Raw genomic sequence first — 15,888 nt, 5'->3', positions numbered from 1 at the left:
CAATGAAAGGAGCCTTATTAATTAATTTAGGATCACCAAATAGTACTTCAGTAAAAGATGTTAAAAATTATTTAGATGAGTTTTTAATGGATGAATACGTTATTGATAAACCTTATTTTTTTAGAGCATTATTAGTTAAAGGAATTATTTTAAATACTCGTCCTAAAAAATCAGCTGCCGCTTACAAAAAAATATGGTGGGATGAAGGTTCTCCTCTAATTGTACTTTCTGAAAGACTACATAAAAAGGTGAAAGAACAAGTTGATATTCCTGTTGAATTAGCAATGCGTTATGGAAAACCATCTTTAAAAACAGGTATTCAAAAATTAGTTGACCAAGGAGTAACAGAAATTTATTTGGTACCTCTATATCCTCAATTTGCAATGGCATCTACAGAAACTATCTTAGCCTTTGCAGACAAATTAGTGAAAAAACACTTTCCAAAAGTAACTTTAAGCGATCTTCCTGCGTTTTATAACAGACCAGATTATATTGAAGCTCTAAGTGAAAATATTGGAAAATCCTTAAATAAAGCAAAACCAGATCATTTACTTTTTTCTTATCACGGACTTCCAGAACGCCATATAAGAAAATCAGATGTTACAAAATCTCACTGTAAATTAGATGGCAGTTGTTGTAAAACACCTTCTCCTGCACATGAATTTTGCTATAGACACCAATGTTTTGAAACAACAAGATTAGTTGCTGAAAAATTAAACTTGAAAGAAGAAAACTATAGTGTATCATTTCAATCAAGATTAGGTAGAGATCCTTGGATTAAACCTTATACAGATTTTGTTATTGATGATTTTGCGAAAGATGGGTTAAAAAAATTAGCTGTTGTAACACCTGCTTTTGTTTCTGATTGTTTGGAAACTTTGGAAGAAATTGGAATGGAAGCTAAAGATTCTTTTATTAAAAACGGTGGTGAAGAATTTACTGCAATTCCTTGTTTAAATGAAGATGAAAAATGGATTAAAACACTTTCTAGTTGGATTAATACTTGGGCAACTAATTAATTTAAACAATGGAATATTTATACATTAAATCACTTCACATAATTTTTATTACCACTTGGTTTGCAGGATTATTCTATATAATTCGTCTTTTTATATATTACAAAGAAGCTGAAGAAAAAGATGAAACTTCTAAAAATATTCTTCTACCTCAGTACAAATTAATGATAAAAAGACTTTGGTATATTATTACTTGGCCATCGGCTGTTTTAGCTACACTTTTTGCAATTTGGTTACTAGTTTTACAACCTGTTTGGCTTCAACAAAGTTGGATGCAAATTAAACTTAGTTTCGTAGCCTTACTTTTTGCTTATCATTGGTCTTGCCAAATTATGTACAATCAAATTGAAAAAGGATCATTAAAATATTCTTCTTTTGCTTTGAGAATATGGAATGAAGTAGCTACTTTAATTTTATTTTCTTGTGTATTTTTAGTAGTTCTTAAAAGTACTTTTGATTGGATTTTTGGAGTTGTTGGAATTGTTGGGGTCTCCATTTTATTAATGTTAGGAGTAAAACTTTATAAAAACATACGAAAAAAGAAAAGTTGGGAATCAAATAAAATCAATTAAATTTTTATTAAATCTATAACGTAAATTATACTTTAATACGTTTCTTTAATTAATATTTCTTAAATATTAACTATACTTAAATAAACCCATTACATCCTTAAAAATATCGAATTGTAATTTTAAGACACTTAATTACTTAGTGATTAAAATCACACTTTACCCGAAAACGTTTTCGTAAATTTAATGTCATAATAAATCAACTTTATAATTTCATTAATTATGATAAAACTGTTATTAGGAAATGAAGCCTTAGCGCAAGGAGCAATTGATGCCGGAATTTCAGGGGTTTATTCATACCCCGGAACACCTTCAACGGAAATTACAGAATACATTCAAAAATCTAAAACGGCAAAAGAATTAAACATTCACTCCAAATGGTCTGTTAACGAAAAAACAGCTATGGAGGCTGCTTTAGGAATGTCATATGCTGGAAAAAGAGCTATGACAGTTATGAAACATGTTGGATTAAATGTGGCTGCAGATGTTTTTATGAATATGTCCATTTCTGGAATTAATGGTGGTTTAGTTGTTGTAGTTGCTGATGATCCTTCAATGCATTCTTCACAAAATGAACAAGACTCAAGAAATTATGGTCGTTTTGCAATGATCCCTATTTTAGAACCTTCAAATCAACAAGAAGTTTATGATATAACCAAATATGCCTTTTATTTATCAGAACAAATGGGTTTACCAATTATGATAAGAATGGTAACTAGATTGTCTCATTCAAGAACTGGTATTGAGGTTTCAGAAAGAAAATTACAAAACAAAATTAATCTTCCTAAAACCCCTCATCAATTTCAATTAATACCAATATATGCTAGAAACAGATATCAACATTTAATTGAAATACAAACGGATTCTAAAGAGAGTTCAGAAAATAGTTTATTCAACAAATATATAGACGGGCCAAATACTTCTATTGGAATTATTGCCTCTGGAATTGCATACAATTACGTTTTGGAAAATTTTGAGGATGATAAGTGCCCATACCCAATCTTAAAAATATCGCAATACCCACTCCCAAAAAAGCAAGTAAAAAAAATATTTGATAAATGTAAAAAAATATTGGTTTTAGAAGATGGTGCTCCGTTTATTGAAGAATTAGTTTCTGATTATTTTAGTGAACATAAAAAGGTAATAGGCAGACTCACTGGACATGTTAATAGAGTTGGAGAATTAAATCCCGATAATATTGCAAATGCATTGGGCTTTAATGATAAAATAACAGAAGATATCCCTAGTATAGTAACTGGTAGACCTCCTGAACTTTGTGTTGGCTGTGCTCATAGAGATTTGTTTGAAGCAATAAACAAATTGAAAAAGGAAAATTCACAACAACAAGTTTTTGGAGATATTGGCTGTTATGCACTTGGTGTACTTCCTCCTTATGAAAGCATTAATACGTTAATTGATATGGGAGCTTCAATAAATATGGCTAAGGGAGCCTCTGATGCAGGAATTCATCCTTCAATTGCTATAATTGGGGATTCAACTTTTACGCATTCTGGAATGACAGGTTTATTAGATGCTGTAATTGAAAATTCTCCTATTACAGTAATAATTTCAGATAATTCTGCAGTTGCAATGACAGGTGCCCAAGATTCAGCAGCTTCTGGTAGGTTAATTAATATTTGTAAAGGTATTGGCGTTGATAAAAATCATTTAAAAATTATCACTCCTCTTCATAAAAACCTAGATAAAAACATTGATATAATAAGAAACGAAATTAATTACAAAGGTACTTCTGTAGTAATTGCTCAACGTCCTTGTGTACAATTATCAAAAGATAAAAAAGATAAAATAAAAAAGGAGCAACAAATGATCTTAAATTAGAAAAATATGAAAACAAACATAATTTTAGCAGGAGTTGGAGGTCAAGGTATTTTAACTATTGCAACAATTTTAGATACTGCTGCTCTGAATTCAAATTTAAACATAAAACAAAATGAAGTACATGGTATGAGCCAAAGAGGTGGTGCTGTGCTTAGTCATGTTCGCATTTCTAATAAAGAAATATTTTCAGATTTAATTCCACTAGGAAAAGCAGATATTATAATTTCTATAGAACCAATGGAGTTATTACGTTATTTACCATATTTAAAAAAGAAAGGATATTTAGTTACGGATAGTAATCCATTTATGAATATTACAAACTACCCTGAATTAGAAAAACTATATTCTGAAATAAAATCACATCCAAATACCATTTTAATTGATGCAAAAGCTATTGCAAAACAATTGGGAAATTCTAAAGCTACAAATATTGTATTATTAGGAGCTGTGGCACATTTGCTGCCCCTTAGCGATGAAAGTTTACAAACTGCAATAAAGACATTGTTCGAAAAAAAAGGTGAGCGAATTATAAATAAAAACTTAGAAGCTTTTAACAAAGGAAAAGAAATTACTTCTAACTTAGTTTTATAAATTGAATCTAAAATAAATGCTAAACAAAAAGCTTTTAAACCCCTCAAGTATTGTAATTATTGGAGCCTCTAATAACACAAAAACACCAGGAGGAAGTGTTTTAAAAAATTTAATAAATAATAATTTTAAGGGAGAATTATTTGCGGTTAATCCTAAGGCAGAAAGTGTTCAAGGCATAAAATGTTTTCAAAATATACATGAACTTCCTGAAGTTGATTTAGCAATTATAGCAATAGCCTCAAAATATGTTTTAGAGACAGTAAAAGAATTAACTCAAAATAAAAACACAAAAGGTTTTATAATATTTTCAGCTGGTTTTAGCGAAAAGGATGAAGACGGAGCAAAATTGGAACATGCAATTGTACAAGAAATTAATGCTGTAGGTGGAACATTACTTGGCCCTAATAATATTGGCTTAATCAACCAAAATTATGCAGGTGCTTTCACCTCTCCTATTCCCAAAATAAATAAAAAAGGTGTAGATTTTATTTCAGGTTCAGGAGCTACAGCGGTTTTTATTATTGAAGCTGCCAAATCTACAGGCTTAACTTTTTCAAGTGTTTATTCTGTTGGAAATTCAGCACAAATTGGAGTTGAAGAAATTTTAGAACATTTGGATGAATCTTTTGATTCTAATACAAGTTCTAAGATCAAATTATTATATATAGAAAGTATAGAAAACCCTCAAAAACTATTAAAACACGCTATATCATTAGTTAAAAAAGGTTGTAAAATAGCAGCAATAAAAGCGGGAAGTTCTGAGGCTGGAAGCCGAGCTGCAAGTTCACATACTGGAGCGCTCGCAAATTCAGATCTCGCGGTAGATGCATTGTTTAAAAAAGCAAGAATAGTTAGGTGCTATAGCAGAAATGAGTTAATTAATGTAGCCTCTATATTTACGCACCCTAAATTAAAAGGGAATAACATTGCTATAATTACACATGCTGGAGGTCCCGCAGTAATGTTAACTGATACACTTTCAAAAAACGGATTAAATGTTCCAAAACTAGATAATTTAAAAAGTGAAGAATTATTAACTCAATTATATCATGGATCTTCAGTTGCTAATCCTATTGATTTTTTAGCAACAGGAAATGCAGAACAATTAGGAATTATTATTGATTATTGTGAGCATCATTTCTCTGAAATAGATGCTATAGTAGTTATTTTTGGAAGTCCGGGTTTGTTTGAAGTTTACGATGTATATGAAACTTTACATAATAAGATTAGAACTTGCAAAAAACCAATTTTTGCTATAATGCCTTCTGTTATAAATGTAAAAAATGAAATAGATGAATTTATTTCAAAAGGAAATATTTCTTTTCCGGATGAAGTTTTATTTGGTGAAGCGTTAGGTAGGGTTTACAATACTTCAAAAGCAATAATTAGAAAAAAAACAACAGAAAAAATAGATAGAATAAACATTCGGAAAATTATTGATAATTCGGAAAATGGTTATTTAAACACTTATAATGTTAAAAAAATTCTTCAAGCAGCAAAAATACCTACCGTTCCAGAATTTATTTGTAAAACATTGAGTGAGTGCTCCAGAATTTTAAATAAAATAGAGTTTCCTGTTGTTATGAAGGTTGTTGGACCAATTCATAAATCGGATGTTGGAGGAATTATTTTAAACATAAATTCAGAAAAGGAATTAACGCACTCATATCAAAAATTAATGCAAATTAAGAATGTAGAAGGAGTTTTAATTCAACCTATGAAAAAAGGTATTGAATTGTTTATTGGTGCAAAAAGGGAAGGTAATTTTGGTCATTTAATTTTATGCGGTTTAGGAGGAATCTATATTGAAGTTTTAAAAGATATTAAAACTAGTTTGGCTCCTGTTTCAAAAAATGAAGCTATTGAAATGATACAAAGTTTAAAATCATATAAAATTATTCAAGGAGTAAGAAATCAAGAAGGAGTAAGTGAAAATATCTTTACTAAAATCATTTTAAAAGTTTCGAATTTAGTGACAATTGCTCCTGAAATTATTGAGCTAGATTTAAACCCATTAATTGGAAACTCTAAAGAAATAATAGCTGTAGATGCAAGAATTAAAATAGAAAAGTAACCTTTTAGCCTATAATTTCTACCTGCCCTCTTACATTAGGACTAGAACTCCCTATTAAATAATTGGTTGTTTTAGGGTGTATTCTAAATGCTACTTTTTCACTTTTTAAAACTTCAAAATGTTCTATTATTTTTTTATAAGAAATTTCTGAATTATCAAAAACAACAGTATCTATATTCTTGTTTTTCACTACTGTTTTTATTTTTAAGTAATCATCAATTAATTTACCTTTTAAGACTAAATATTTTTTATCTAAATGGTTTACAATAGTTTCATCATTTCCTAGATACAATAAATTTCTTATGGGTTTAGATATTGTTTTTTCTTTTCTAAATTTTAAATATTTTAACAAATACCAAAATTCAATACCTAGCTTCATAAAAAAGTCATAAACCTTATTAAATTTAAAATGTTTTCTATAGAAAATACGCATTGCATCGTGAAAATAGTTTAAATATTTTGTATCTTTCCTTGTACTTTCACCTTTAAAATGTATTATTTTAGTATTACCTAAATAATAATTTTGATATCCTTTATTTAATAGTTTTAAACTAAGATCAATATCTTCTCCATACATAAAATAATCTTCATTAAAACCTTTTACTTCTTTAAAAACATTAAGCCTTAAAAACATAAATGCACCAGAAGCAACATCCATAATTCCAGATTCATTTTCACCTAATTGAGTTGCATAATACTTACATGTTTGTTTACTTGAAATTCCAAAAAGTTTATTAAACGAGACGCTTGGAGTTGGGATTCCCCGTTTACTTTCTGGAGCAAACTCACCAGAACCATCAATCAATTTTACACCTAAAACACCTAAATTTTGTTTTTTACGAGCAACGCTTATAATACTATCTAAAGTACCTTCTCCAATAACTGTATCTGGATTTAAGATTAGTATAAACTCTCCTTTAGCTAATTTACTTCCCTGATTATTGGCTTTTGAAAACCCAACATTTTCTTTATTTTCAATTAAAATAACATTGGGGTATCGTTCCTTTAGTATAGCGCAAGAATCATCATCAGAATTATTATCAACAACAATAATTTCAACAGTTAAATTCCTAGAAGACTCATAAATACTTAATATACATTGTTCTAAAAAATATTGTACATTATAATTAATAATTACAACTGATATATCCATAAATTACAATGAATTTTCGAATGGTATTCTATTTAAAATACTTCTTCCTAACGTAATCTCATCGGCATATTCTAATTCATCTCCCACAGCAATTCCTCGTGCAATTGTTGAAGTTTTTATCCCTTCTTTCTCAATCTGTTTAAAAATGTAAAAATTTGTAGTATCACCTTCAATAGTTGAACTCAATGCAAAAATAACTTCCTTTACAACTCCTTTTTTCACCTTTTCAACTAAACTTTCAATAGTTAAATTTTGAGGACCTATTCCTTCAATTGGTGAAATTTTACCTCCTAAAACGTGATACAAACCTTTAAATTGGGCCGTATTTTCTATTGCCATAACATCACGTACATCTTCAACCACACAAATTACCTCTTCATTTCTAGAAGGGTTTGAACAAATTTCACATATGTCAACATCGGAAATATTATGACATTTTTTACATAATTTAATTTCATCAACTAAACTATTTAGAGCTTTTGACAATTGATGCGTTTGTGATTCGGGTTGTTTTAATAAATGCAAAACCAATCTTAAAGCTGTTCTTTTACCAATACCTGGCAATTGAGAAACTTCATTAACAGCATTTTCTAAAAGTTTGGAAGAAAAATTCATTCAGCAAATGTACAATTTCAAACGATATTCTCAATAATTTTACGTTCTTTGTTCACCTAACAAATATTAAATAAGTTAATGCAACCTGTATACATTCTTTCCTTAATAATTATTTATTTCTGTGTTCTTTTATTAATAGCATATTTCACCGGAAAAAATGATAGTAATGATACTTTTTTTAAAGCAAATAAAAAATCTCCTTGGTATGTTGTAGCCTTTGGTATGATTGGAGCGTCACTTTCTGGAGTAACTTTTATTTCTGTTCCTGGTTGGGTACAAAGCTCTCAATTTAGCTACATGCAAATTGTTATCGGGTATTTATTTGGGTATTTTGTTATTGCATACGTTTTAATCCCAATTTACTACAAAATTAAGGTTACTTCAATTTATGAATATTTAAAACATAGATTTGGCCCAACATCTCATAAAACAGGAGCTTTTTTCTTTTTCATTTCAAGAGTTTTAGGTGCTTCATTTCGTTTATTTCTAGTTGCATCAGTTTTACAATATTTTATTTTTGATGCTTGGAATGTTCCTTTTGAGGTTACTGTAATTCTCTCAATCCTCCTAATTTGGGTGTACACATTTAAAGGAGGCATAAAAACTATTGTCTGGACAGATACATTGCAAACACTGTTCATGTTAATTGCCGTTGTTTCAACCATATTTATTATTCTTAACAACTTAAATTGGTCTATATCTGATTTATTAGCTTCTAGTGAATTTGAAAAATACAGCAAAATTATTTTTACTGATGATTTTAATAGTAAAAAACATTTGGTAAAATCATTTTTGGGAGGAATGTTTATTGCAATTGCAATGACAGGATTAGATCAAGATATGATGCAGAAAAACTTAACTTGTAAAAACACTAAAGAAGCACAATGGAATGTGCTTTCACTAGGGTTTGTTTTAATATTAGTAAATTTTGTTTTTTTAACATTAGGTGCATTATTATTTATTTATGCTGAAAAAATGGGAATAAAAGTCCCTGTTGTTGATGGCAGTATTAAAACAGACTTATTATTTCCTGAAATTGCATTAAATGGTAATTTAGGAAGTTCTATCGGTATAGTATTTATTTTAGGCTTAATTGCCGCTGCTTATTCAAGTGCGGATAGTGCTCTTACCTCATTAACAACATCTTATTGTATTGATTTCTTAGATATTGAAAACAAAGAAAAATCAAAACAAAAAGCAATTAGAAAAAGAACACATATTGTAATTTCAGCAGTTTTAGTAATTGTTATTATTATTTTTAAATATGTATTAGAAGACAACGTTATAAGCAGTGTACTTCAAGTTGCGTCTTACACATATGGACCTCTTCTTGGGCTATTTGCCTTTGGTATTTTCACTAAAATTAATATTAAAGATAATTTAGTTTGGGCAATTGCCCTAATTTCAGTAATCGTAACGTATATTTTAAATAGTTACTCCGCTCAACTATTTAATGGGTATATTTTTGGCTATGAGCTTTTAATAGTTAATGGCTTAATAACATTTGTAGGTTTATTGGCAATAAAAAAAACAAATTCATAAAAACTTTTTAAATGAATTTAATTTTATTAAAGAATTTTTAATTTAGCCTTATGGAAACAGATCTAAGTAATTATAGAAGAAATTACCAGAAAATTGAACTCTCAATGAATGATATTTTGGAAAACCCTATGGAATTATTTCAAAAATGGTTTTTTGAGGTTGATCAATTTGGTGGTGATATAGAATCAAATGCTATGACTATATCTACTGTTGGATTAGATGGATTCCCAAAATCAAGAGTAGTTTTATTAAAAAAATACACTTGGGAAGGTTTCATCTTTTACACAAATTATAATAGTGAAAAAGGAAAAGCTATTGAAAATAATCCAAATGTTTGCTTATCCTTTTTTTGGAATAACGTTGAACGACAAATAATTATTAAAGGTACTGCAGAAAAAATTTCGGAAAACTTATCTGATGGTTATTTTGAATCGAGACCTGATGGAAGTAAATTAGGAGCTTGGGCATCAGAACAAAGTGAACCGGTTCCTTCAAGAAATTATTTGGATGATCGTTTAAAAAAATATGAAGAAAAATTTAAAAACAAAGAAATAATTAGGCCTAAACATTGGGGTGGGTATATTGTAAAACCAATAAGTATAGAGTTTTGGCAAGGTAGACCAAACCGAATGCATGATAGGATAAGATACACATTACAAGAAGATTTTAATTGGAAAATTGAAAGATTAGCCCCTTAATTATTTATATTTGAACCTCAACAACCCAATATGAAGACACTTTATATAGTAAGACACGCTAAATCCTCATGGACATATAAAGGTATTAAAGACATTGACAGACCTCTAAAAAAAAGAGGTATAAATGATGCTTATTTAATATCAAACGTTTTAAATAAAAAAATTGCCACCCCAGATGTATTTATCTCAAGCTGTGCAAATAGAGCCTTACATACTGGAATGATTTTTAGCTACACTTTTAATTACCCTTTAGCCAATCTTAGAATAAGTAAATCTCTTTATAACTTTAGTGATGGTTATTTAATTAAAACCGTAAAAGCTTTAGATGATAGTTTTGATTCAGCTATTATTTTCAGTCATGATCATGGTATAAATACTTTTGTGAATAAATTTGGAAGTAAAGAAATTGACCATGTACCAACTTGTGGAGTTGTTGGAATTAAATTTGACACAAACCATTGGAAAAATATTAAATCTGGAAATACGTTTTTAACGGAATTCCCAAAAAACTACAAATAATTTACATGTTAAAAATTGAGAAACTAGCAGGAATTGACATTGGTTCAAACGCCATTCGTTTATTGGTATCAAATGTAATAACATATGAAAAAGGAGGAAATCAAAGTTTTAAAAAATCAGCTTTGGTTCGCGTTCCAATTCGCTTAGGAGCAGACACCTTTTTAAAAGGCTTCATTTCTGATGAAAATAAAGAACGAATGATTAAAGCTATGAAGGCTTTTAAACTTCTTATGGATGTTCATGGTGTAGAAAATTATTATGCTTGTGCAACTTCAGCAATGAGAGAAGCAAAAAATGGATTAGACGTTGCCAATGAAATTTTTGAAAAAACATCTGTTAAAATAAATATTATTGAAGGTAAAAAAGAAGCTGCTATTATTTTTTCTACCGATTTATCAGAATTAATTGAAAATGACAAATCTTATCTTTATGTAGATGTTGGCGGAGGCAGTACTGAAATTACAATATTTTCTAACGGAAAAATAATAAATTCTAAATCTTTTAAAATAGGTACTGTTCGTTTACTTAACAAACAAAAATCATTTAAGGATATATGGGAACACATGGAAGTTTGGATAAAAGCCAATACTCAAAAATTAAATAAACCTATTTTAATAGGCTCTGGAGGTAATATTAATAAAATATTTAAACTTTCTGGAAAACCAATTGGCAAACCACTCTCATTAATTTATATGAAAGCGCAATACCATTTCTTAAAAAAGATGAGTTATGATGAAAGAATTTCAGAACTCGATTTAAACCCAGATAGAGCCGATGTAATTATTCCTGCAACTAAAATATATTTATCTGCAATGAAATGGAGTAATGCTAAAAAGATTTATGTTCCAAAAATTGGACTTGCAGATGGCATTGTTAAAAGCCTCTATTTCAAAAAAATATAAACTTTTACTTATTTTTCCTTTTTTTTTTCATTAAATTTAAGAAGTTTTGTGACTATCTTAAAAATTGCGTGTCATAAGTTAGAAATCGTTTAGAAAATCTAAATATATTTACTTAACCTATTTAATTTAATTATGAAAATGAAAAAACTATTACTATCCGCTACTTTGTTAATTTTTGGAGCAAGTGCTTATTCACAAGATTTACCTTCAAATCCTGAACCTGGAAAATGTTACGTAAGATGTAAAACTCCTGATGTTTGGAAAAACCAAGATGTAACAATTGAAACCAAAGCTGCTTACAAAACAATTTCAACATCACCAGCAACTTACAAAACAACTACTGAAAGAGTACTTGTAAAAGAAGCTAGTCAACGTTTAGAGATTGTTCCTGCAACTTATTCTACTAGAGATGTTGTTGTTGTTGTAAAAGAAGCTAGTTACAGATTAGAGCCTATTGCAGGTTCATACGGATCTGAAACTTTAACTTATACAGCTAAAGAAGATGGATCTAAATTAAACGTAACACCAGCTATATTTAAATCTGATTCTGAAACTATTGAAATTAAACCAGCCTCTGCAACTTGGCAAATGAGTGATGTGGCTCCTGATTGTGAATCTAGTGATCCTAACGACTGTAGATACTGGTGTTATAAACCAATTCCTGCAGAATATGTAACTATTTCTAAAACTTTATTAGATAAAGATGCTTATGTTTCAAGAAGTTCTGTACCTGGATTTAATAAAACATATAAGAAAACGGTAGTTGCTACAAAACCAACAACTAGAAGAGTTGAGATTCCTGAAGTAACTAAAGTTATTAAGAAAACTGTTATGGTAACACCTCCAAGTACAAGAGTTGTTGAAATCCCTGCAGAATACGCTACTATCACAAAAGTTCTTTTAGATAGAGACGCAAGTTCTACAGATAAAACTATTCCTGCACAATATAAAACTGTTTCTAAAGAAGTATTAGTTCAAAAAGGTGGATTAACTACTTGGAAAGAAGTTGATTGTAAATTAACAGAATCAAGTATATTACCTATCAATTGGAATTTAGGAAGTGCATCTTTAACGCCTGAAGCTAAAAGAATTATTGATACTCGTTTACTTCCTGTATTAAAAACAGGTGTTGCTGTAGTTCTTGAATCTCATACAGATTCTAGAGGTTCAAAAGTAAGTAACCAAGATTTATCAGAAAGAAGAGCCTTAGCTGTTTCTAACTACTTAATTTCAAAAGGAATTAATTCTAGTCAATTAACTGCAAATGGATATGGTGAAAAAAGATTAACAAACAGATGTGCTGATGGCGTTTCTTGTACAGAAAGAGAACATAAAGCTAACAGAAGAACTACATTTAGAGTTGTAAATCAATAAGAACTAAAATGTTTATTTATAAAAAACCGCCAATGGCGGTTTTTTTTGTTTTAATTATTCGTTGATTCTTTAATTTAATAATCTATAAGAAAATATTTATGATATTACATTCAATGAAATTCAGACAGAATAAATACTATTACAATATTTTTTAGACAAAGCCATTCCTTCAAAATGAAAACTATTACTAAAGAAATTTTCTATTAAAGGTAAATTAATTATTAAAAATAAACGGAATGTAATATTTAAACTATTAACTTAAATTTAGAAAGTAACTTACCGATAAATCTTAAGTAGTTATTCATACACATTTACTTTCTTTATTCAAACTAAACAGCTCCAATTTTTAATACTAATACAATTAGTAGAGTTGTTAAATATAATATCCAAGATTTATTTAAAACTAGAGCTTTAGATTTTTAACTATTTAAAACTTTAACCATTTTAAACACATATAATTAACAAATAGATTGTCTTATGGTCTTTATTATACTGAAAGATGGATTAATAGAAACGTAAAAAAACTTATAGAGTTATAAAATCTATACTGTTTATTCATAAAAAAACCACCGATGGTGGTTCTTTTAAATTTTATTTATTTAGAGTTTCTTTAAAGAAGGAATAATGATAACTTGTATCTCTCATTAAATTATAACCTTTTAATCTACCCAATTCATGTTCCTTTGAATTTACAATAATAACTGTTGGATATGTATTTATATTAAATTTCCTTTTTAAAGATTCATTATTACTTTTCTGAGATTTTGACACTAAATCTTTATTCCTTGGATAATTTGCTTCATATAAAACAAAATCATCTTCACTTAAATTTTTAAATTTTTTTGATTGAAAAACATCAGCAACTAACATTTTACAAGGACTACACCAATCTGATCCTGTAAAAAAGATTAATAATGGTTTTTTAGAAGATTTAGATAATTTAACAGCTTTAGAATAATCCTTTTCCCAATTCACCTCAATATTATCTTCAATATTGTTCTCTTTAAAACTATCTTGTCCAATTGCTTGAAAAAAAATTCCAATGGTAAAAACACAACTAAATATTACTTTCTTCATACTAATTATTTTCATTATCACTTCCAATATAATGCCAAATTTATAATTTAATAAATTCTTCCACTAATCTACCAACAATTTTTTCTGATTTTTTAGCAACTTCTTGCACCTCTTCATGTGAAACCGACTCTACCACACCTTCAACACCTAAATCTGTAATTACAGAAACCCCAAAACACTCCATTCCCATATGTTTAGCTACAATAACTTCTGGCACAGTTGACATTCCTACGGCATCAGCTCCTAAAATTTTCACCATTTTATATTCTGCAGGCGTCTCAAAAGTTGGCCCTTGCAAGGCTAAATATATTCCTTTATGTAATGGAACATCTAATTTTTCAGCCACAACATCCATTTTAGATATCATTTTCTTACTGTAAGCTTCGTGCATATCAACAAATCTTGGTCCAAATCTATTCTCATTAGCTCCATTTAACGGGTGCTCAGGCATTAAATTTATGTGATCTGTAATTACCATAATATCCCCCACCTCAAATGCTGGGTTTACTCCTCCAGACGCGTTTGAAACTATTAACTGTTCAACCCCCAAATATTTCATAACTCTCACAGGAAAAACAGTTTCATGAATAGACCAACCTTCATAATAATGAAATCGTCCACGCATTGCAATAACTTTTTTATTACCAATTTTCCCATAAATTAATTCCCCTGAATGCCCTTCAACAGTTGAAACTGGGAAATTCACAATTTCATCATATGGAATAGCAATTTCAATAGTTATTTTTTCAACTAAATTACCTAAACCAGTTCCTAAAATAATTCCAAAATCTGGAGTTTTTATTCCTTTTTCTTTTAAAAAATTAACTGTTTCCTGAACTTTTTCCCACATAGCTTTTTAATATGTTATTAAAATCATTTTCATGATTTATAAATTGTGTTTTTATTGATAAATAATAAAGATTCTTTAATTTATCAAAGATACGTACATAATCCTTTTCTGTTGTTAATATTAACATAATTTCCCCTTTCAAAGATTTCAGTTTACCCGAGATTAAATCTAAATCATCTTTTGTGAAATTATAATGATCTGGATAATCTAAATGTTCAAAATTCACTTGCTTCTTTTTTAAATATTCAGCAAGAGGGGTTGGATTTGCAATTCCTGTTAATAATAAAACTGACTTCCCTTTTATATCTTCAATTCCAATTTCTGACTCCCCTTTCAATTTTTCGCTATAAGAAATAGTAGTAAAAAATACGGTTTGAGAAAGTGTTGGTTTTAATTTTTTTGCAATTTTAAATTGTTCCTCTTCAGTTAACTTTTCTGGACATTTTGTAACAATTATAATTTGTGCTCGCTTAGCTCCAGAAATAGGTTCTCTTAAATTACCTGTTGGCAAAAGCGTATCATCTACATATAAATCATTAAAAGGTGTCAATAAAATATTAAATCCTCCTTCTACTTTTCTATGTTGAAAAGCATCATCTAATAAAATTACTTCTGGTGGATTTTTAAGATTTTTTAATTGCTTTATCCCGTTAGTTCTATCCGCGTCAACAGCTACAATAACCTGTTTAAACTTCTTAAAATATTGAAAAGGTTCGTCTCCAATTAAATCTGAATTTGAATTTTCATCTGCAATAATAAATCCTTTACTTTTTCTTTTATATCCCCTACTTAAAACTGCCACTTTATAGTCTTCCTTAAGCAACCTAACTAAATATTCAATTTGTGGAGTTTTCCCTGTGCCACCAACGCTTAAATTACCAACTACAATCACTGGGATTTTAAATTTGGTAGATTTTAACACACCTTTATTAAATAGGAAATTTCTAATACGAGTAATTAAACCGTATATTAATGAAAATGGATATAATATTTTTCTTAGTAAATTCACTAAAAGCGAAAATACAAAACATATTATAATATTTATGATAAAATACTTTAACTTTATCGT

General features: G+C 28.7%; 15 protein-coding genes. 10 read left to right on the top strand and 5 right to left on the bottom strand.

Annotated elements, in window-relative coordinates; all coding sequences use genetic code 11:
- The first annotated feature begins 2 nt into the window (after nt 1–2).
- From hemH to DAD81_RS16895, 5 genes are all read left to right on the top strand, one after another.
- Nucleotides 3–1,019 carry a ferrochelatase gene (hemH, locus tag DAD81_RS16915; protein ID WP_111709489.1) on the top strand — a complete coding sequence of 339 codons (1,017 nt, stop codon included), beginning with the start codon at nt 3–5 and terminating at the stop codon, nt 1,017–1,019.
- A gap of 8 nt (nt 1,020–1,027) precedes the next feature.
- Nucleotides 1,028–1,588 carry a CopD family protein gene (locus DAD81_RS16910; protein ID WP_111709488.1) on the top strand — a complete coding sequence of 187 codons (561 nt, stop codon included), beginning with the start codon at nt 1,028–1,030 and terminating at the stop codon, nt 1,586–1,588.
- Nucleotides 1,589–1,807: 219 nt separating this feature from the next.
- On the top strand, nt 1,808–3,424 hold the full coding sequence (locus DAD81_RS16905; RefSeq protein WP_111709487.1) for a thiamine pyrophosphate-dependent enzyme: 1,617 nt from the start codon (nt 1,808–1,810) through the stop codon (nt 3,422–3,424).
- 6 nt (nt 3,425–3,430) lie between these two features.
- Nucleotides 3,431–4,015, top strand: a complete 585-nt coding sequence (locus DAD81_RS16900; RefSeq protein ID WP_111709486.1) for an indolepyruvate oxidoreductase subunit beta — start codon at nt 3,431–3,433, stop codon at nt 4,013–4,015.
- Between the two features lie 16 nt (nt 4,016–4,031).
- Nucleotides 4,032–6,089, top strand: coding sequence for an acetate--CoA ligase family protein (locus DAD81_RS16895; RefSeq protein WP_111709485.1), 2,058 nt, complete (start codon nt 4,032–4,034; stop codon nt 6,087–6,089).
- A 4-nt stretch (nt 6,090–6,093) separates the two neighbouring features.
- Here DAD81_RS16895 and DAD81_RS16890 read toward each other — a convergent pair whose 3' ends face one another.
- Entirely contained in the window at nt 6,094–7,242 is a 1,149-nt protein-coding gene (locus DAD81_RS16890; RefSeq protein ID WP_111709484.1) for a glycosyltransferase family 2 protein, read from the bottom strand.
- A gap of 3 nt (nt 7,243–7,245) precedes the next feature.
- Nucleotides 7,246–7,857, bottom strand: coding sequence for a recombination mediator RecR (gene recR, locus DAD81_RS16885; RefSeq protein ID WP_111709483.1), 612 nt, complete (start codon nt 7,855–7,857; stop codon nt 7,246–7,248).
- Between the two features lie 78 nt (nt 7,858–7,935).
- On the opposite strand from recR, the gene DAD81_RS16880 reads away from it, so the two are divergent.
- From DAD81_RS16880 to DAD81_RS16860, 5 genes are all read left to right on the top strand, one after another.
- Complete coding sequence (locus DAD81_RS16880; protein ID WP_111709482.1) at nt 7,936–9,399, top strand: sodium:solute symporter; 1,464 nt, start codon at nt 7,936–7,938, stop codon at nt 9,397–9,399.
- Between the two features lie 50 nt (nt 9,400–9,449).
- On the top strand, nt 9,450–10,097 hold the full coding sequence (gene pdxH / locus DAD81_RS16875) for a pyridoxamine 5'-phosphate oxidase (RefSeq protein ID WP_111709481.1): 648 nt from the start codon (nt 9,450–9,452) through the stop codon (nt 10,095–10,097).
- 30 nt (nt 10,098–10,127) lie between these two features.
- Nucleotides 10,128–10,616, top strand: a complete 489-nt coding sequence (locus tag DAD81_RS16870; protein WP_111709480.1) for a SixA phosphatase family protein — start codon at nt 10,128–10,130, stop codon at nt 10,614–10,616.
- Between the two features lie 5 nt (nt 10,617–10,621).
- Nucleotides 10,622–11,518, top strand: a complete 897-nt coding sequence (locus DAD81_RS16865; protein ID WP_111709479.1) for a Ppx/GppA phosphatase family protein — start codon at nt 10,622–10,624, stop codon at nt 11,516–11,518.
- 138 nt (nt 11,519–11,656) lie between these two features.
- Complete coding sequence (locus DAD81_RS16860) at nt 11,657–12,892, top strand: OmpA family protein (RefSeq protein ID WP_111709574.1); 1,236 nt, start codon at nt 11,657–11,659, stop codon at nt 12,890–12,892.
- Nucleotides 12,893–13,483: 591 nt separating this feature from the next.
- On the opposite strand, the gene DAD81_RS16855 is transcribed toward DAD81_RS16860, so the two are convergent.
- From DAD81_RS16855 to lpxK, 3 genes are read right to left on the bottom strand one after another with little or no spacing between them, the layout of a single operon-like run.
- Entirely contained in the window at nt 13,484–13,969 is a 486-nt protein-coding gene (locus tag DAD81_RS16855; RefSeq protein ID WP_157961168.1) for a thioredoxin family protein, read from the bottom strand.
- 40 nt (nt 13,970–14,009) lie between these two features.
- Nucleotides 14,010–14,819, bottom strand: coding sequence for a purine-nucleoside phosphorylase (locus tag DAD81_RS16850; RefSeq protein ID WP_111709477.1), 810 nt, complete (start codon nt 14,817–14,819; stop codon nt 14,010–14,012).
- On the bottom strand, nt 14,791–15,828 hold the full coding sequence (gene lpxK, locus DAD81_RS16845; RefSeq protein WP_111709476.1) for a tetraacyldisaccharide 4'-kinase: 1,038 nt from the start codon (nt 15,826–15,828) through the stop codon (nt 14,791–14,793). The genes DAD81_RS16850 and lpxK overlap by 29 nt, the downstream gene beginning before the upstream one ends.
- Nucleotides 15,829–15,888: the final 60 nt, after the last annotated feature.

The sequence above is a fragment of the Lutibacter citreus genome, from assembly GCF_003260195.1.
Classification (GTDB): domain Bacteria; phylum Bacteroidota; class Bacteroidia; order Flavobacteriales; family Flavobacteriaceae; genus Lutibacter; species Lutibacter citreus.
The sequence above is the reverse complement of the archived record's forward strand: the minus strand, read 5'-3'. Positions and strand labels throughout refer to the sequence as shown.

Bases quoted from the DNA above. Each gene is read 5' to 3' on its own strand.
- hemH (WP_111709489.1), top strand. From the start codon at position 3: ATGAAAGGAGCCTTATTAATTAATTTAGGATCACCAAATAGTACTTCA.
- DAD81_RS16910 (WP_111709488.1), top strand. From the start codon at position 1,028: ATGGAATATTTATACATTAAATCACTTCACATAATTTTTATTACCACT.
- DAD81_RS16905 (WP_111709487.1), top strand. From the start codon at position 1,808: ATGATAAAACTGTTATTAGGAAATGAAGCCTTAGCGCAAGGAGCAATT.
- DAD81_RS16900 (WP_111709486.1), top strand. From the start codon at position 3,431: ATGAAAACAAACATAATTTTAGCAGGAGTTGGAGGTCAAGGTATTTTA.
- DAD81_RS16895 (WP_111709485.1), top strand. From the start codon at position 4,032: ATGCTAAACAAAAAGCTTTTAAACCCCTCAAGTATTGTAATTATTGGA.
- DAD81_RS16890 (WP_111709484.1), bottom strand. From the start codon at position 7,242: ATGGATATATCAGTTGTAATTATTAATTATAATGTACAATATTTTTTA.
- recR (WP_111709483.1), bottom strand. From the start codon at position 7,857: ATGAATTTTTCTTCCAAACTTTTAGAAAATGCTGTTAATGAAGTTTCT.
- DAD81_RS16880 (WP_111709482.1), top strand. From the start codon at position 7,936: ATGCAACCTGTATACATTCTTTCCTTAATAATTATTTATTTCTGTGTT.
- pdxH (WP_111709481.1), top strand. From the start codon at position 9,450: ATGGAAACAGATCTAAGTAATTATAGAAGAAATTACCAGAAAATTGAA.
- DAD81_RS16870 (WP_111709480.1), top strand. From the start codon at position 10,128: ATGAAGACACTTTATATAGTAAGACACGCTAAATCCTCATGGACATAT.
- DAD81_RS16865 (WP_111709479.1), top strand. From the start codon at position 10,622: ATGTTAAAAATTGAGAAACTAGCAGGAATTGACATTGGTTCAAACGCC.
- DAD81_RS16860 (WP_111709574.1), top strand. From the start codon at position 11,657: ATGAAAAAACTATTACTATCCGCTACTTTGTTAATTTTTGGAGCAAGT.
- DAD81_RS16855 (WP_157961168.1), bottom strand. From the start codon at position 13,969: ATGAAGAAAGTAATATTTAGTTGTGTTTTTACCATTGGAATTTTTTTT.
- DAD81_RS16850 (WP_111709477.1), bottom strand. From the start codon at position 14,819: ATGTGGGAAAAAGTTCAGGAAACAGTTAATTTTTTAAAAGAAAAAGGA.